Source organism: Anaerofilum hominis (genome assembly GCF_014287275.1).
Lineage (GTDB): Bacteria > Bacillota > Clostridia > Oscillospirales > Ruminococcaceae > Pygmaiobacter > Pygmaiobacter hominis.
On sequence record NZ_JACONZ010000001.1, the window covers coordinates 946,008 to 962,436 of the forward strand.

General features: G+C 60.4%; 15 protein-coding genes. 3 read left to right on the forward strand and 12 right to left on the reverse strand.

The window, feature by feature from the left end; translation table 11 throughout:
- Positions 1-236 precede the first annotated feature (236 nt).
- On the forward strand, positions 237-1,169 hold the full coding sequence (locus H8S23_RS04095; protein ID WP_186887017.1) for a reverse transcriptase family protein: 933 nt from the start codon (positions 237-239) through the stop codon (positions 1,167-1,169).
- A 207-nt stretch (positions 1,170-1,376) separates the two neighbouring features.
- Here H8S23_RS04095 and H8S23_RS04100 read toward each other — a convergent pair whose 3' ends face one another.
- The 10 genes from H8S23_RS04100 to H8S23_RS04145 all read right to left on the reverse strand — a co-directional run bounded on the left by H8S23_RS04100 (position 1,377) and on the right by H8S23_RS04145 (position 12,147).
- Positions 1,377-2,186 (reverse strand): alpha/beta hydrolase, encoded by an 810-nt coding sequence (locus H8S23_RS04100; RefSeq protein WP_186887018.1) that lies wholly within the window; start codon positions 2,184-2,186, stop codon positions 1,377-1,379.
- A gap of 79 nt (positions 2,187-2,265) precedes the next feature.
- Positions 2,266-3,066: an alpha/beta hydrolase gene (locus H8S23_RS04105; protein ID WP_186887019.1), complete on the reverse strand. Its 801-nt coding sequence runs from the start codon at positions 3,064-3,066 to the stop codon at positions 2,266-2,268.
- 101 nt (positions 3,067-3,167) lie between these two features.
- Positions 3,168-4,160, reverse strand: coding sequence for an ABC transporter permease (locus H8S23_RS04110; RefSeq protein ID WP_186887020.1), 993 nt, complete (start codon positions 4,158-4,160; stop codon positions 3,168-3,170).
- Between the two features lie 12 nt (positions 4,161-4,172).
- Positions 4,173-5,657, reverse strand: coding sequence for a sugar ABC transporter ATP-binding protein (locus H8S23_RS04115; protein WP_341479885.1), 1,485 nt, complete (start codon positions 5,655-5,657; stop codon positions 4,173-4,175).
- Between the two features lie 68 nt (positions 5,658-5,725).
- Complete coding sequence (locus H8S23_RS04120; protein ID WP_186887021.1) at positions 5,726-6,739, reverse strand: sugar ABC transporter substrate-binding protein; 1,014 nt, start codon at positions 6,737-6,739, stop codon at positions 5,726-5,728.
- Between the two features lie 135 nt (positions 6,740-6,874).
- Positions 6,875-7,756: an aldose 1-epimerase family protein gene (locus H8S23_RS04125; protein WP_186887022.1), complete on the reverse strand. Its 882-nt coding sequence runs from the start codon at positions 7,754-7,756 to the stop codon at positions 6,875-6,877.
- A 25-nt stretch (positions 7,757-7,781) separates the two neighbouring features.
- Positions 7,782-8,717, reverse strand: coding sequence for a 1-phosphofructokinase (pfkB, locus tag H8S23_RS04130; RefSeq protein WP_341479886.1), 936 nt, complete (start codon positions 8,715-8,717; stop codon positions 7,782-7,784).
- Between the two features lie 10 nt (positions 8,718-8,727).
- On the reverse strand, positions 8,728-9,774 hold the full coding sequence (locus H8S23_RS04135) for a galactitol-1-phosphate 5-dehydrogenase (RefSeq protein ID WP_186887024.1): 1,047 nt from the start codon (positions 9,772-9,774) through the stop codon (positions 8,728-8,730).
- The gene (gene xylB / locus H8S23_RS04140; protein ID WP_186887025.1) at positions 9,771-11,285 is read right to left on the reverse strand and encodes a xylulokinase; all 1,515 of its coding nucleotides are present in this window, start codon (positions 11,283-11,285) and stop codon (positions 9,771-9,773) included. The genes H8S23_RS04135 and xylB overlap by 4 nt, the downstream gene beginning before the upstream one ends.
- A 13-nt stretch (positions 11,286-11,298) precedes the next feature.
- Positions 11,299-12,147 (reverse strand): class II fructose-bisphosphate aldolase, encoded by an 849-nt coding sequence (locus H8S23_RS04145; protein WP_186887026.1) that lies wholly within the window; start codon positions 12,145-12,147, stop codon positions 11,299-11,301.
- A gap of 445 nt (positions 12,148-12,592) precedes the next feature.
- Here H8S23_RS04145 and H8S23_RS04150 point away from each other — a divergent pair, with 445 nt between their 5' ends.
- A complete protein-coding gene (locus H8S23_RS04150; RefSeq protein ID WP_186887027.1) occupies positions 12,593-13,375 on the forward strand; it encodes a DeoR family transcriptional regulator in 783 nt (260 codons plus the stop codon).
- 138 nt (positions 13,376-13,513) lie between these two features.
- On the opposite strand, the gene H8S23_RS04155 is transcribed toward H8S23_RS04150, so the two are convergent.
- A complete protein-coding gene (locus H8S23_RS04155; protein WP_186887028.1) occupies positions 13,514-14,332 on the reverse strand; it encodes a MerR family transcriptional regulator in 819 nt (272 codons plus the stop codon).
- A gap of 128 nt (positions 14,333-14,460) precedes the next feature.
- Positions 14,461-15,012 (reverse strand): hypothetical protein, encoded by a 552-nt coding sequence (locus H8S23_RS04160; RefSeq protein WP_186887029.1) that lies wholly within the window; start codon positions 15,010-15,012, stop codon positions 14,461-14,463.
- A gap of 326 nt (positions 15,013-15,338) precedes the next feature.
- On the opposite strand from H8S23_RS04160, the gene H8S23_RS04165 reads away from it, so the two are divergent.
- Entirely contained in the window at positions 15,339-15,749 is a 411-nt protein-coding gene (locus tag H8S23_RS04165; RefSeq protein ID WP_186887030.1) for a DUF3592 domain-containing protein, read from the forward strand.
- Positions 15,750-16,429: the final 680 nt, after the last annotated feature.

The following is a 16,429-nucleotide window of genomic DNA, read 5'->3' on the forward strand; positions in this document are numbered from 1 at the left end:
GTGCATGAACCCGGCAGCAAAAAGCCGATCCGGCGCCGGCAGCGAGTCGCTGCCGGAACATCGTTCTTCACAGGATTCACTCCGTTCAGGCGGAACCGCTTGCCGTATTCCCGCAAACGCTGTTTGCTGAAAATACGGCTGCGCGGCCCCTCTACGCTTTGTACCGGCTCATGCGCGCCGGGCCCCCTCTTTTTTAAAAAAGGTGCGGCCCCGGACCGGGAAAGGAGGGTGCCCCGATGATCGTCTACACCGAGACAGCCACGCTGGAGCGCGATCTCGGCATCCCCGCAAAGACACTGTTTGCGGTAAGCCATGATCTGAAGCGGCATTACCGGCGGGTGGAACTGTCCAAGGCGGACGGGACCGTCCGGGTGCTCTCTGTTCCCGACGCCGTCTTAAAAAAGATCCAGCGCAGCATCAACGCGAATCTTTTGGCCTATATGCCCATCTCCCCTTACGCCACCGCCTACCGCCCCGGCGGCGGCGTGCGGCGCAACGCGCTGCCGCATTGCGGGCAGGAACAGCTGCTGAAGCTGGACATCCGCCGTTTTTTTGACAGCGTGCGTTATACTCAGCTCAAAGAAACGGTTTTTCCCGCCGCCGTCTATGCGGAAAAGCTGCGGGTGCTGCTGTCGATCCTCTGTTATTCTAAAGAGGGGCTGCCCCAGGGCGCGCCCACCTCGCCCGCCATCGCCAATATCCTGCTGCGGCAGTTCGACGAGACCGTGGGCGGCTGGTGCGGCGCGCGCGGCATCGCCTACACCCGCTACTGCGATGATCTGGCGTTTTCGGGCCGCTTTGACCCCGCGGCGGTCATCTGCACGGTACAGGAGGCCCTGCGCCGCGAGGGCTTTTCCCTGAACGCGCAGAAAACCCGGCTGGCAGGGCCGGGCGGCCGGCACCTGGTCACCGGCGCGGTGGTGAACCTGCGCCCCCGCGCCCCTGCCGAAGAGCGCCGCGCCCTGCGGCAGGAGCTGTACTACTGTGAAAAGTTCGGGGTGCGCGGTCACCTGGTACAGACCGGCGACCCCCGCACGGCACAGGCGTATCTTGCCGCACTGCTGGGGCGGCTGGACTATGCCCTCAGCCTTTCGCCGGAGCCCCGGCTGGCCCAAGGCCGCCGCTGGGTGCTGGACCGCCTGCGGGAAGAGCGGACCGCCCGCCCCTGAACGGCGCTGCCTGCGGACGGCAAAAAAAGAACAGCGGGGAGCCGCAGGTCCGCACGGGCCGCCGGCCCCTCTGCAGCGGACGCTGGACAGCCGCGAAAAACCCCTCTGCGCAGATTTCTGCGCAGAGGGGTTTTTGACAGTCTGTTTTCTGCTGCGGACCTGTTCGGCCGCGCTCCCTCACCCTCTCTTTCAGGGCAGGGAAGCGGGTCATCTCAGTGTGGTCCCGCGCAGGCCCAGCCACTTCAGGCCATGCTGGATATACTCGTCCCAGAATGTCCAATTGTGGACGCCGGGGCCCTCCTCATAGGTATAAGGGATACCGACCTCATCCAAAAACGCGCGGGTCTTGACCACATTGCCGTAGACAAAGTCCTCTGTGCCCACCGCAAAGTAAAGCCGCGGGACGGGCTGGCCGGAAGCCGCCAGCTTTTGGATGATGGGGATATCGTCCATCCCGGTCCCCTTGCCGTCGTAGGGCGGCGGCAGGATCGCTTTAAAGGGCCAGGGGCCGGCGGCCAGCTCTTCCTCGGTGGCGGGAAGACTGCGAAAAGCACTCATCCCGCCGGACAGGCAGATGGCCGCGGCATATTTTTCCGGGCAGCGCACAGCCGCATTCAACGCCCCAAAGGCCCCCATGGAGAGCCCGCCGATAAAAGTGTCCTCCCGGGCGGTGCTTACCGGGAAAATGGTGCGGATAAAACGGGGCAGCTCTTCGGTGATGTAAGTAAAATAGTTTGGACCGATATACATATCCTGCCAAAAAGAATTTTCACCGGACGGCAGGACCACCATCACCTTTGCCTCCTGCGCATACCGCTCGATACTGGACAGCCGGGTCCAGTCGTGGTGATCTGCATAGGTGCCGTGCAGCAGATAGAGCACTTGGTACTTTGCGCCCTCTTCGAAATAAGGCTCTCCGCCCTTGGCATCCACGTCGCTGGGGGTGGGAAGAATAATGTTCACATCAGTGCTGAATTTCAGCGCATCAGAGTAGAAATTCATCTGGATAAAAGCCATGATCACAGCTCCTTTACCGCAAGTTTGGGCAGGCCTGCGCCGGAACACCGTCCGGCACGGCCCTGCACCGCAAAATCGATCACTTTACAAAAGTCGCCAGAAACCGCTGGACCGCCACGTCCCAGTAGCCCCACTCATGGACGCCGTCCCAATCCTCATAGTGAAACTCTTCCAGATCACAGTGTTCCAGCTGTTCTTTCAGCCTCTGGTTGGCGGGATAAAGTCCGTCCTGCCGGCCGCAGGTCATATAAAGGCGCACTTTCTTTTCCTTGTCCTTCAAATGGTCGGCCAGCCAGTAGATGTCGCTCTCATCCGGGATGTCGACCTTTTCGCCAAAAATGGCAGGCACTGTTTTTTCAAAGCCTCTGGCCGGCCCGCTGCCTGTCGCCTGCCGGTCCCTGACGGCCTTTACGTCGCAGCCGGCAGAAAAAGCGCCGCAGCAATAATAGCGCTCAGGATAAGTAAACGCGCAGCGCAGCGCGCCGTAGCCCCCCATCGAGAGGCCGGCGATCATCAGGTCTTCCGGCGCGATGGAGACGTTGAACAGGTTTTTGCACAGCTGCGGCAGCTCGTCGGCGATATAGTCAAAATAGTTTTCCCCGTACTGCATATTTTGATAATAGCTCTTATAGACCTCGGGCATGATCACCGCGATGTCATAGAGTTCGGCATACCGCTCGATGGATGTGCGCCGCCACCACACCGAGGCGCTGTCTGTGAGGCCATGCAGCAGGATCAGGGTCTTTGGCACCCTGCGGGGCGCAAGGCCCGGCATCAGCGCGCCCTCATGATGAGGACGGCTGTCCTGGGGCAGGATCACCCCGAGCTGCGTGTCCATGTGAAGCGTCTTGGAATAAATGGTCCCTTCAAAAAAGCTCATAAGAACCTCCTGTCACTTGTTTTCCGCTGCAGCACTTCAAAATGCGGCAAGGCGCGGGCGCTCAGCACTGCGCGCCTCACTGCATTTTACCGGCCTCCGACTCAGGCTTTGGCTTCCGCTTTCGGCGCAGTGTCCTGCACCTTGACTTTGACCTTTCGGGTCCGGTTGTAGAAATCGAAACCTACAGCGGTGATCAGCACCAGACCGCGGCAGACGATCTGCCAGTACTCACTGACCCCAAGGATCGTCATACCGTTGGTGAGAACGCCGATAATGAGCACGCCCACCATCAGGCTGATGGGGTCACAAGAACCTCCCAATGCGCTCACGCCGCCCACCACGCAGGCGGTCATTACATTCATCTCGCTGCCGTTGCCGCCGTTGGGCTGGCCGGAAGCATTGCGCGCCATCAGGATCAACCCGGCTACCCCGGAACAAAAACAGCTGAACGTATAGGCAAATATGCGCACCCGGTCCACATTGATGCCGGACAGGCGGGTGGCCTCGGCGTTGCTTCCCACAGCGAACAGATGGCGCCCCAAAAAAGTTTTATTGAGCAGGATGTAACCGATGACAAAAAATACCAGCAAAACGACGACTGGTACTGGAATCCCCAGCACGGAGCCCTGCCCGATCCACTTGGCGCGGTCAGTCACGCTGTAGATGGGCAGGCCGCCGGCGATCAGATAAGCCGCACCGTTGACCACATAGCGGATGCCCAGAGAGCCGATCATCGCAGGCATTCCGGTTTTGACGATGATGGCGGCCCCGATAAAGCCTATCACGGTGCAGCCCACCAGCGCCAGCAGAAAGACTACTGCCACTGGCAGCCCGGTGTCCCGCAGCAGAATGGCGCAGATCACGCCGGTAAGGCCCTGCAGAACACCCACGCTCAGGTTGATGTCGCCCACCAACATGCAGCAGGCCATCCCCACCGCGGCGATGCCCAACATGGATACCTGGCGCAGAATACTGATGAAATTTCCGAAAGTCCAAAATTTGCTGTCCATAATACCAAAAAAGGCGCAGATCAGCAGCAGAATAATTACCGTCATATACTTTTTGGTAAGCGCAGTGATGGTTGCTTTGTTCATCTTTCTTCCCCCTTATAAATTCACTGTCGCATATTTAAAAACATTTTCCTGAGAGAATTCCGATTTTTCCAGCGTACCCGTCACTTGCCCCTCAGAAAGCACCACGATGCGGTCGGACATCCCCAGCAGTTCGTCCATCTCGGAGGAGATCATAATCACGGACAACCCGCCTGCTGCCAGTTCGTTGATGAGCTTATAAAACTCCGCTTTGGCGCCCACGTCGATGCCCCGGGTGGGCTCATCAAAGATCAGCACTTTAGAATTGGCTGCCAGACATTTGCCCAGCACCACCTTTTGCTGGTTGCCGCCCGAAAGATTGCCCGCCAATAGTCTGCGGCCGGGAGTTTTGATCTTCAGGCGGTCGATCATGCCGTCCACGGTCTCCCGTTCCGCCCGGGTATTTACCAACAAAAAGCGGGAAATTTTGGAGTAGATAGACATGCAGACGTTGTTGGCAATGGGCAGGCCCAGAATACAGCCGTGCAGCTTGCGATCTTCCGGCACCATAGCGATGCCGTACCTTACCGCTTCGCGGGGAGAACGGGGATCGATCTCTCTGCCCTCCAGATAGATCTTACCACCGGTGCGGGGGTCTGCGCCAAAGATGGAGCGCACTGCCTCCGTGCGTCCAGCCCCCACCAGACCTCCCAGGCCCAGCACCTCTCCGCGGTGCAGTTCAAAGCTGACGTTCTTCACCCTGGCGTTGCTCAAATTTTCGACCTTGAGCACGATCTCCTCGCCCACCTCAAAATTGCGGGCGGGAAAATCCTTGGTCAGCTCACGTCCGATCATCTCGGCCACAAGCTGCTTTTCGTTGATTTCCGCCACCTGGTGAACGCCGATCATGTGCCCGTCACGCATCACCGCTACCCGATCTCCGATATCAAAAACTTCTTGCATGCGATGAGAGATATAAATAATTGCCGTCCCGTGCGCCTTTACGGTACGGATCAGCTTAAACAGCAGTTCCGTTTCCGCTTCAGTGAGGGATGCGGTGGGTTCGTCCAAAATGAGAACCTTTGCCTCCCGTGAAGCCGCTTTGGCGATCTCCACCAACTGCATATAAGCCACGGACAGAGAAGAGACCTGCTGGCGCACGTCGATCTTGATATTCAGCCGCTCCATCAGCTCTTGTGCACCGCGGATCATGGCCTTATTGTCCACAAACCCGGCTTTGCCCTTAAAGGCGCCCAAATAGATATTTTCAAAGACCTTGAGCCCCGGGCAGAGGGTCAGTTCCTGGTAGACCACCGAGATCCCCAGCTGTTTGGACAGGACCGGATCCAGGGATTCAAAAGACTTTCCCCCGACCTCTATCGTCCCCGCGTCCGGTATCACCGCGCCCGAAAGCGATTTGATCAGGGTCGATTTTCCCGCGCCGTTCTCCCCTACCAAAGCCAGTACCTCGCCGGGCATCAGTTCCAGTGAGACATGGTCAAGCGCTGTGACGCCGCCATAAATCTTCGTGACATTGTTGATCTTAAGCAAAGGTTCCACTGATATCCGCCCTCCTACGGAAAACGGGGAGAGGAGGATGTCCCGCTCTCCCCGTTTTCCGGCATTCGTTATTTGTTGCCGAACATTTCCTCAACGTTTTCAGCAGAGGTGGCGATGACCTCCTGGTGGATCTCAGCTTCGCTGAATTCACCGGTCTGCTTGGTCTCTACCGCTTTCAAAAAGCCATCATACAGACACTCGGGCAGATGCGTGTAAACGGAACCGGTGTTGAAAGTCTCCTCACCAGCCAGCCAGGCTTCGCGCACCTCTTTGATGGTATCGCAGCCAAAGCAGAAAATATCGCCCGGCTTATAGCCATTGGCCGTCAGACCCTCGCTCAGTTGGACCAGGGTAGTGTCTGCGATGGAGAGGATGACCTTGGTGTCCGGATACGCCTGGGCGATCGAATCCGCGATGGAGGCATAGTCGCCCGCATACTGGGACAGGTCATAAGAAAAGACCACCTTGCCGCCGCAGTTTTCCTCATAGGCCTTGATAAAGGCGTTGGCGCGGATCGTCAGTACGTCGTTGCTGGGCAGGCCCAGGGCTACCGCATCGGCGCTGCCGTCCAGATGCTCGTTGACATAGGCGGCAGCCGCCTCGCCGATAGCAGTGCCAATCTCCTCATCGCTCTGGGTCAGATAATAGCTGCCCACATGGTCGGCGTCATCATAGGAGACCACCACGCAGCCGCTGTCTTTCAGCCGCTGGACCACGTCGGAAACCGCGTCGCCGCTGGCGGATTGGAACAGGATGATATCGGTCTCCGCTACCAGCAGGTTTTCCAGATTGTCCACCAGCTTGGAGACGTCGCCGGAAGTGTATTCAACCTCGGTAAACTCCCAGCCCTGTTCCTTGCAGTAGGCCTTGATGGGTGTGAGCGCTTCCACTACCGTGTCATTGGACAGGTTGTTGCCGGTATAAGCGACTTTCAGCACCTTGTCCCCGCCGGCCGCAGAAACCGCCGCAGAACCGGCGGCAGAGCCGCCCTGAGACGCGGCGCCGGAAGAGTCCGAGCCTCCGCATGCCGCCAGGCTGAACGCCATGACTGCCGCCAGGAACAAACTTGCGATTTTCTTCATTCTTCTTACCTCTTTCTTTTATTTGTTTTATATAAGCGTTCAGACGAACGTCTTATCCCCTGTTTCCGCAGCCGCAGCTCGGGGTACCCGAAGCCGCAAAGCAGCCCGGGCCCCAGCCCCCAAAGCGGTCTGCGTCTATTTTTTTATCCTCATGCTGTAGCCGGCGCTGTAAACCCCGCTTTGCTGCAGCCGGATCACGCCGGGCTTTGTCTCAAACGCCCCGCTCTCGTCCGCAAAAGCCGGCAGGCCCTGCCAGGGCTCCAGGCACAGAAAAGGGGCTTTCTTGTGGGGCGGGGTCCAGAGCCCCAGGCTGCTGAACCCATGAAAATGGAACTCCAGCCCGGGGCCGCCCGGGCCTTTCTGCATCCGGACAGCGCGGGAGCGGACCTGTTCCAGGACCAGCACGTCTCTGTCAAACATTTCATACCCCAGCGGTAATTCCCTGCCGTCCCAATCGGGGGTCAGCCGGTCGTCCCGGGACAGGATCCCCTCGGCGTCCGTGCAGAGAAACCCGGTCTGCTCCGTTTTTTCAAACGTCAACCGGTAGTCCTCAAAGGCTTCTCCCTCCCCCAGCGGGCAGCGAAAGCCCGCGTGTCCGCCCAGGCAGAAGAAAAGCGTCTCCTGTCCCAGGTTTTCCACCTGATATGCGGTCTCAAAGCCCTGTCCGCTGACGGTGTGAACGACCCGCAGGCGGAAGCGGAACGGAAAGCTTTGGAACGTCTCGGGTGAGGATTCCAGAACAAAGGCCGCCCGATCCTGTTCCAGCAGTTCCAGCCGAAATTCCATCCGGCGTGCAAAACCATGTTTTTTTATCCGATAGGAAAAACCGTTAAAAGCCGTTGTCTCCCCTTTCAGCGCCCCCACGATGGGGAACAGGACAGGAGCATGGCCCGACCAATAGGCGGGATCTCCGCCCCAGACATATTCGGCGCCGTCCCCGTCCCTCCAGGAGACCAGCTCCCCGCCCAGCGTCTCCACCTGGGCGGCGCATCCTCCGCTTTGCAATGTATAGCGCATCTCTGCCTCCCCTTTTTGCCCCGGCTCAGCCCGGCGCGTGCTCCACCCTGATGCGGGGCAGCAGTTCGGCCAGATCTTCCCGCCGGAAGCTGCCGGTCTCTTCTGTCAGCGCGTTGGCCGTGGAGACCGCCACCGCCAGCCTGACCTGTTCTTCCGCCGGCAGCCCGCGCACCATGCCCACTGCAAAAGCGGCTACCATGCTGTCCCCGCAGCCCACCGTGTTGACGACGGCGACATCCGGCGTATGGCCGATAAGATCCCCCTCCCCGCCTGAGACGACCACCCCGTCCCTGCCCAGCGAGACCGCCGCGCAGGCGACCCCGCCGCGCTGCAGCTGCCGGGCGGCAGACAGGGCCTGCTGTGTGCCGGATATCTCCTGTCCCAGAAGCTGCCGTATCTCGTCGGCATTGGGCTTGATAAAGTCCGGCCCGGCCCGCAGCGCCTGGACGGCGGCCTCGCCGCTGGCGTCCACCAGCACGGTCTTCTGCGCCGCGTGGGCGCGGCGCACCAGCTCGGCATAAAAGTTCACCGGCACCCCCCGCGGCAGGCTGCCCGAAAGGACCACCGCGCCGGCGGCGGGCAGATGGCGGTCAAAATCCTGCAGGAAAGCTTCGATCTCATCGGGCCGGACCGGATTTCCCGGCTCCAGCAGTTCCGTGCTGCCGCGGCGTTCTTCCTCACAGATATTGATGCAGCAGCGGGTCTCGGCCGCTATGCGGGTAAAACAGGGTTCAATGCCCGCGTCTTTCAGCAGGGACTCAAACAGGGCCCCCGTGTGGCCGCCCACAAACCCCAGCGCCCGCACCGGCTCGCCCAGCAGGGCGGCCACGCGGGACACGTTCAGCCCTTTGCCGCCCGCAGTGTTATGTACCGACTTGACCCGCATGACCGCGCCCGGCCGCAGCGTTTCGATCCGGTAAAGCTTATCCACCGATGCATTGAGCGTTACTGTCAGAATCACAGCAGTCACCTCACTCGTTGATCAGCATCACCTTGCCGTGGACATTTTCGGGATGACGGAACTCCGCAAAAGCGTCCGCGACCTGGCTCAGAGGATATTTTTTATAAATGAAATCCGGGTCGAATTTCAGCGCCCCCTGGGCAAAAAAGTGGGCTGTCAGCGTCCATTCATCACCGGGAAAAGGCGAGGAATAGCTCATCCAGCTGCCGGTCAGCCTGAACTCTTTGCGATTCATGTTCTCCCACTGGCTGGGGGTGAAAGTCATCTCCGCATGCGGGGTGCCGATGCAGCAGAACCGCGCTTTGTTCCCGGCCAGCTCGAACCCCAGCCGGATGGTATCCGGATTCCCCGCTGCTTCGAACACGTCATCAAAGCCCGCGCCGCCGGTGATCTGCCGTGTTCTCTCCGCGGCGTTTTCTTTTCTCACATTGACCGTTTCGTCGGCCCCCATCCGGGCGGCCAGGGCCAGCCGGCCGTCGTCCACATCAAACGCCACCACTTTCTGGGAGCCGAAGATCTTTGCCCACTGCAGCGTGAAAATGCCGATGTTGCCGCAGCCCAGCACCGCAGTGCGTCCTCCCCCGCGAAAATCGCTGCATTTCAGCCCGTGCAGGGCCACTGTGGAGGGCTCGAACATGGCCGCCTGTTCATAGGGGATGCGGCTGTCGTACTTTACCGCGTTGATCTCGGGCAGCACCACATATTCAGCAAAGCTTCCCTGTTCCCGGCTGCCGATAAAGCTATAATGCTTGCAAAGGGAAAAATCTCCGTTCTGGCAGTCAGGGCATTTGCCGCAGGGCAGGATCGGCGCGCCCACGACCGTGTCCCCCATTTTTAAGCTCTCCACCCCTTCGCCCACTTCCACCACATCGCCGGCAAACTCGTGTCCCAGCACTATGGGATAAAAATGTGCGCCGTTGTGGAGGACCCGCGGCACATCGCTGCCGCAGATCCCCGTCGCCCTCACATGGACCTTCACCGTGCCCGGACGGACTGCCGGTTCCTCGAAGTCCGTATAGCGGATGTCACCATTTTTGAACAAAACTGCCGCTTTCATTTTGCCTCTCTCCCATCCATCACCGGCCTGAGCCGCTCATAAAGCGCCCTGTAGACCTGGTAGTTTTTGTCGTATGCTTCGCCCCGGCCGGGGTCGGGCCGGTAGGTCCGCTTGAGTTTTATCGTCAGCTCCGCAGCCTGCTCAAAGCTGTCGTACATCCCCACGCCTACCCCGGCCAGGATCGCCGCCCCCAGTGCGGTGGCCGTATCAGAGGCGGGCACTTCCAGCGTCCGCCGGGTGACGTCCGCCTTGATCTGCATCCACAGTGCGCTGTTGGCCGCCCCGCCCATGGACCGCAGGACCGGCGCTTTTGCCCCCGCCTCCTCCGCGGTCTCCAAGTTGTGCCGCAGCGAAAAGGCCACCCCCTCCATCACAGAGCGGGCAAAATGCCCGCGGGTGGAGGAAAAGCCGAATCCGTAAAAGACCCCTTTGGCGTCCGGGTCCCAGATGGGGCTGCGCTCTCCGGCAAGATAGGGCAAAAAGACGACCCCGCCGCTGCCCGCAGGCACCTGTGCCGCCTCGGCATCCATCTCGGCAAAAGAGCTGGTCCCTTTTTGACGGGCGGCGGTCTCCCACGCTGTGCCGAACTGGCTGCTGAACCAGTTCACCGCCCCTCCCCCGCCTGCCGTGCCGCCCTGCAGCAGCCAGGTGCCGGGCACTACATGGGCGCCCAGGATCAGCCGCCTGTCTGCCCGCGGCGCATCCATGCAGATGCTCATGCCGCCGGCCTGGCCGCCCTGCTCCTGGGCCTGACGCGGCTGCACGACCCCGACGCCAAGGGCGCCGCAGGCGGCGTCCAGACCGCCTGCCGCGACCGGGGTCCCCTCTAAAAGACCGGTTTGGCCAGCCGCTTCCCGGGTGACGCGGCCCACGATCTCGTGGGAATGATAAAGAGGAGGCAGCAGCCCGCTGCGAAGTCCAAGCGCTTGACAAACCCCGGCATCCCATTTGCCCGCCGCCATATCGTAACAGTTCCATCCGTATCCCTGGCTGTGATCCTGGGAGCAGACGCCCGTCAGGCGGTAGGCGATAAAGCTGTTGGACTGCAGGATCTTGTCCGCCCGCGCGTAGACCTGGGGCAGGTTGTCCTTATACCACAACACTTTGGGAAGCGTGTACGACGGCTGGACGGGATTCCCGCTGAGACGGAACAGCGTCTCCTCCCCGCAGGTCTGGATCATGCGGCCGCACTGATCGATAGAGCGGGTGTCCATCCAGATGGGGGTAGGACAGAGCACCGCACCCGTCTTATCGATGGGGATGGCGCTCCAGCTCTGTCCGTCGATGCCGACGCCGCAGATCTCAGCGGCGCCGGTCTGCTCCAAAAGGCGCCGGGTGGCCCGGCAGACCGCCCCCCACCAATCCTCCGGATCCTGTTCGGCATGACCGGGCTTTGGGTAATGGACAGGATAACCCTCGCTGACATGGGCCGCCACACGTCCCTCCCGGGTAAAAGCCGTAACCTTGCATCCCGAAGTGCCGATATCGATCCCCAGAAGCAATCCTCCCATATCTCTCCCCCTCTCACGCACGGCCGCTGCAGCCGCAGACCGTGATCCGGTCTTTTACCAGATTTTTTACATTCTCCCGTCCCAATCCGCCGTAAACTTTGGGGTCAAACGTGTCGGGCCGGTCGCTCAGCACCTTTTTGATCCCCGCAGAGTAGGCGATGCGCAGTTCGGTGGCAAAGTTGACTTTACAAATGCCCTGCCGGATGCATTCCCGCACCGCCGAATCCGAAAGGCCGGAGGCCCCATGCAGCACCAACGGCACCGAGAGCAGGGCGGCCAGCTCCGCGACAAGCTGGGTGTTCAGCACCGGCGTGGTCTTATAAACGCCGTGCGCCGTCCCCACCCCGACCGCCATGCTCGACAGCCCGGTCTCCGCTTCAAAGCGGACCGCTTCTGAGGGGATGGTATAGCCGCTTTCCTCGCTCTGTGTGTCGTCCTCTTTGCCGCCTACCCGGCCGATCTCCCCCTCCACCGGCACCCCGGCAGGGGCGCACATCTCCACCACCCGCCGCGTAAGGGCAATATTTTCTTCCAGCGGCAGCTGGCTGCCATCGATCATGATGCTGGTATATCCGGCCCGCAAAGCCTGGGCGCACAGCTCAAAGCTGCTGCCATGGTCCAGGTGCAGCGCCACCGGCACCCCGGCCTTTTCCGCCAGCGCCTTGACATTGCTCAAATAGAGTTCCAGTCCGCCATAGCGCACGGTGGAAGGCGTAGTTTGGATGATGACAGGCGCGTGCATCTCTTCCGCCGCCGCGATGATCGCCTGCACCATCTCCATGTTTTCCGCGTTGAAAGCTCCTACAGCATAATTCCCCTTTTTTGCGCTCAGCAGCATTTGCTTTGAAGTGACCAGTGCCATACGATCCCTCTCCTCCATCTTTTGTTTGATTTGTTTGGCTTTTATGATACAAAAATAATTTTGGGGCCGGCGGCGGCTTGGGCTGGCCCAACCCTCTTTGTTTTCGCTTGAAAATTGTTTTGATTTGTTTTATTGTGTTTGATATTTCGAAATAAATGTTTGTTTGTGTTTTTTATCTTATGATAACTCTGTTTTTATGTTTGTCAACAAACATTTTTGATTTTTGGGAGAGGTTTCAGCGTTTTTGTATAGTCTTCCAGTTTTTCCTTTTGCAATTTGTGAAAAACAAACTGCAGCGAGCGTGCGGCCGCCCTTGATTTTTTCCAGCTGATTCCATATAATAAACAAAACGAACATTTTTTTGCAAAGTATCGCTGCCGTGGGGCAGGGGGTCCGCACGTTTTTTCAGAATCTTCAAACCTGGTCCATGAAAAGGGGAATGCGTGTGAAACGCGACCGGATCGAACAGATCTTTTCTTATATCAAAGAGCACGAAAACGCCAGCACGCTGGAGCTGGCCGAATTTTTTAATGTATCGGAAATGACCATCCGCCGCGATCTTGCCGCTTTGGAAGCCCATGGGCGGATCTCCCGGTTTTACGGCGGAGCGGTGGCAAAGCAGACGACCCCGTCGGAAGATGCTTTTGCGCTGCGGGTGGGGATGAATCAGAAATACAAGACCGCCATCGGCCTGCGGGCGGCCCGGTATCTGCGGGAGCAGCTGGAGCACAAGGGGGAGTGTCCGGTTTTTCTGGGTTCCGGCTCCAGCATTTTTTTGATGGCACAGCAGCTGACCGAAGCGCTGCCGGTCCCGATCATCACCGATAATCTGCACGTAGCTTCTGCCCTTTCCTGTAACCCCGATAATTCTGTCATCATCATCGGCGGCACGATCCTGCTGCCCTCTCTCAACGCCACCGGCTATCTGGCCGAAAAGATGCTGGCGGACCTCTCCGTCGAATACGCTTTTATCGGGTCCTCCGGCATTGATGAAAACGGCTATCTCTGCGCTTACAACCTGGTGGAAACAGGGATGTTCTCCACGATCATTTCCACCTCCAGACAGGTGATCATCCTGGCGGATCACTCCAAGATCGGCCGCTCCAACATGGTGCGCATCCAGGCCTTGAGCGAAAAGTTCACCCTGATCAGCGACCAACTGGCGCCGGAAGCCTGCATGGAGCATTATCGCGGCATGGGAGCCAGAGTGATCCAGGTGGACTGCTGACAGCGCCGAGTTCCGCGCTCTTCCATTTTCCACATCCTGCAGCCTCCTGCGTCTGCAGGCATAAAAGAAGGCCAGGACGGCCGGCATCGATGGATGCCGGCCGCCCTGGCCTTCTTTTTGCAGATATTGCGCGGCCCGTCAGTTTTTCCGCACGGGGTAGCAGACCTCGGTGACGTACTGCTCTGGGTCAGCGGTGTCGTAGGGGCTGACATGGTAGATACAGAACGACAGCCCGTCGAACTCATAGCCGTTTTCCCGCACCCAGTCCGCCACGGCCTGATTGACCTGGGTGATCTTCTCATAGCCGCCCCGGTAGGTGGCGGAGGCGATGCGCACCGCGGGCATGACCTTAAAGGTCACGTTTTCCGTGTCGGGATAACTGCCCTTTACCGTTTTTTGTACCTCAACATCCACATCGCTCTCTTTGTACTCCCCATCGTGAAAGATCGCCAGCGTCAGGCAGGGTTCTCCGGGTTCCAGCTTCAAGGGCCCGGTCTCCCGCATGAGGATATCCCAAAGCTGCTGTTCACAGTCATAGGAGGCGATCTTTTTTCTCACACTGGCCACCGTTCTTTGCGGCAGCTCTTTTAAAGTTACATTATAACAGGTCATGGTCCCATCCTTTCTCAGATGATCCATCGCTGTCCGCAGCAGCCGCAGCCGTTCGGCGATCTCCCGGGCCTCGCCGCTCAGTTCAGCCTCTTTTTCCCAAAAAAGCTGCAGGAACTGTTCCCGGCCGTTTTCCTGCCGCTGCGCCCGGGCGATGTCGGCAATGCCGAACCCCATCTGCCGCAGGGCGTTGATCTGCTCTGCGGCGGGCAGCTGCTCCTCGCTGTAATAGCGGTAACCGGTAAACGGGTCGGTCATTTGGGGCGAAAGCAGGCCTGCGCTGTCATAATAGCGCAGCATGCGGACGCTGATGCGGGACAGCTTTGAAAAAATACCGATCTTCAACATTTCGTTTTCCTCACATATGCGCGGCGTTTTTTGAGCTCGTTTCCAGTATAAAGGGTGTCACGGTGTCAGAGTCAAGGGGGCGCACGCAAAAAAACGCCCTGGCCGTCTGTGACCAGGGCGCCTGCCCGCTATTTGCTTTTTGACAGTTTCGCTTCCATGCTCTTCAGCGCCGCCGCCCCCACCCCGGGGCGCAGCCGCTCTTTTGCCAGCAGCACAAACTGCCGCAGCTGCTCCTGATTGCCGCCCACCGAGCACTGGCGGCCCTTGGCGTCCAACAGCAGCAGCCGGCCGTTCGCCTCCTGCAGCTTGATGATGTTGTGCCAGGCCAGCAGTTCGCGGCCGCCCAGCATGCCGACGGCCAGCACCCCGCGCCCGGTGGCGATGATGCATTTGACAAAGTAAGTGAGCAGCGCCGCAGCGCCGAACGCCAGCCCCATACCCAGGAACACGGCCACGTTCACCGCCCCGCTCTCGGTGGTGTAAAGCCTGCCCGGGGCCAACAGGCAGTAGAGATACATCCCCAGCGCGAAAGCCCAGAGCAGCCCCCCCATCACCGCCACGGCGCGGCTTTCCCGCACCCGCACCAGCTCGTCCTCTTCCCGCCTTGGGCGTTTGAAAAAGATCAGCGCGGCTGTGCCGGGCATCACCGCCGCAAAGATCACTAACATGATCGTCAGCATGGATCGAATTCTCCCTTTGCCGTGGCCGGCGGCGGACCACCGGCACGTTTTCGACTATTGTAGCACATCCCACTCAAAAAGCAAAATCCCGGGGCGCGCCCCGCTTTCGGCGCGCCCCGCTGCCCTTTTCCCGCAGCCGTGGGCACGCTTCCTTAAAACCGGCCGCTTGCAGGTGCCGCCGCCCTTTGCCGCGCCTTTTCTCCCCTGCGGGCAAAAAGGGAGGCGCGCCCGGGCGCCCCTGTCTTTCGCGGCGGCGCGGGGCCGCTTTGCAGGGAGCGCGGGCCGTGGTATACTGGGGACATCACATTTCGGGGAGGCTTTCCGTCATGGAAGAACTTTTTGCCGTCGCCGCTGTTCTGGGCGGCCTGGGGCTGCTCTGCTTTCTTGCCGGCGCGCTCTACTGGCGGGCCGCGCTGCGCCGCGACAGGCGCTGCACCGCCCGCACGCAGGGGGTGGTGACCGAACTCACCGCCACCGGCAGCGGCGCAAGGGTCACCTTTTGTCCCGTGCTGCGGTACACCGCCGACGGGCGCGAGCTGACCCGCCGCTCCGGCTTCGCCTCCACCCGCTGTCCTTTCACCACCGGCCAGCAGACGACGGTGCGCTATGACCCGCAGGACCCCCGGAAGTTCGTGCTGGAGGGCGAGCTGGCCCACCGCCGCGGCCTGGCCCTGCGGCTCGCCCTGATCGGAGCGGGCTTTCTGCTGCTGGCGCTGATCGCCCTGGCCGCGGGCTGATCGCCTTGGCCGCGGACTGAGCGCCGCGGCCTTCTTTTTTGTCCTCGCCGCCCTCGCGGACGGCGACTGGTTACCCGTGCCACCCGGCGGCAGTATTTGAGGTTTCGATCCGCCTGGTTGAAAATATCCGCCTCCCCTCTCTGCCCGGACAGAGGAAAGAGCGCCCTGCATTGGGAAGCGGGCGAAGCGAAAAACGGAAAGCGGGAGGTCTTGCCCGCGGGGGACGCCGCTCCGCACAAAAAGCGCCTGTCTGCGGGGGCGGGGCAGGTCCTGCGGAGAGAAAGCCTGTTTGTGGAAGCGCACAGAGCTTGCGGGAGAAAACGCCTGTTTACGGAAGCGCGCAGAGCCTGCGGAGAAAAAGCGCTGCTGCCCCCTCCGGGCAGCCGCCGGAGGCATGCCGGTTCAGGGCTTCCCCGCGTACTCCGCCCTGCCGGGGGACTGCTCCGCCTTTGCGGCGCTCTGCGGGCGCGCCTTGCTGACCCTCACCGCTCTGCAGGGCTGCGGCGCAGGCGCGCGCAGCCATTTCACTTTTCCCCGGCCGTCCCTTTCCCGCGCCGGTCCATCCGCGGCTGTCGGCCCGCCGCTGTCCCTCTCATGGCCGCCGCCGTTTTTTCAAAAGGCGTTCGCGCAGCAGCCCTCCCCGACGCTGCGGAACATTTCATTCTTGGACCACAAAACGG

Excerpts from the sequence above, each read along its gene's own strand:
- H8S23_RS04095 (WP_186887017.1), top strand. The coding sequence starts at position 237 with ATGATCGTCTACACCGAGACAGCCACGCTGGAGCGCGATCTCGGCATC.
- H8S23_RS04100 (WP_186887018.1), bottom strand. The coding sequence starts at position 2,186 with ATGGCTTTTATCCAGATGAATTTCTACTCTGATGCGCTGAAATTCAGC.
- H8S23_RS04105 (WP_186887019.1), bottom strand. The coding sequence starts at position 3,066 with ATGAGCTTTTTTGAAGGGACCATTTATTCCAAGACGCTTCACATGGAC.
- H8S23_RS04110 (WP_186887020.1), bottom strand. The coding sequence starts at position 4,160 with ATGAACAAAGCAACCATCACTGCGCTTACCAAAAAGTATATGACGGTA.
- H8S23_RS04120 (WP_186887021.1), bottom strand. The coding sequence starts at position 6,739 with ATGAAGAAAATCGCAAGTTTGTTCCTGGCGGCAGTCATGGCGTTCAGC.
- H8S23_RS04125 (WP_186887022.1), bottom strand. The coding sequence starts at position 7,756 with ATGCGCTATACATTGCAAAGCGGAGGATGCGCCGCCCAGGTGGAGACG.
- H8S23_RS04135 (WP_186887024.1), bottom strand. The coding sequence starts at position 9,774 with ATGAAAGCGGCAGTTTTGTTCAAAAATGGTGACATCCGCTATACGGAC.
- xylB (WP_186887025.1), bottom strand. The coding sequence starts at position 11,285 with ATGGGAGGATTGCTTCTGGGGATCGATATCGGCACTTCGGGATGCAAG.
- H8S23_RS04145 (WP_186887026.1), bottom strand. The coding sequence starts at position 12,147 with ATGGCACTGGTCACTTCAAAGCAAATGCTGCTGAGCGCAAAAAAGGGG.
- H8S23_RS04155 (WP_186887028.1), bottom strand. The coding sequence starts at position 14,332 with ATGTTGAAGATCGGTATTTTTTCAAAGCTGTCCCGCATCAGCGTCCGC.
- H8S23_RS04160 (WP_186887029.1), bottom strand. The coding sequence starts at position 15,012 with ATGCTGACGATCATGTTAGTGATCTTTGCGGCGGTGATGCCCGGCACA.
- H8S23_RS04165 (WP_186887030.1), top strand. The coding sequence starts at position 15,339 with ATGGAAGAACTTTTTGCCGTCGCCGCTGTTCTGGGCGGCCTGGGGCTG.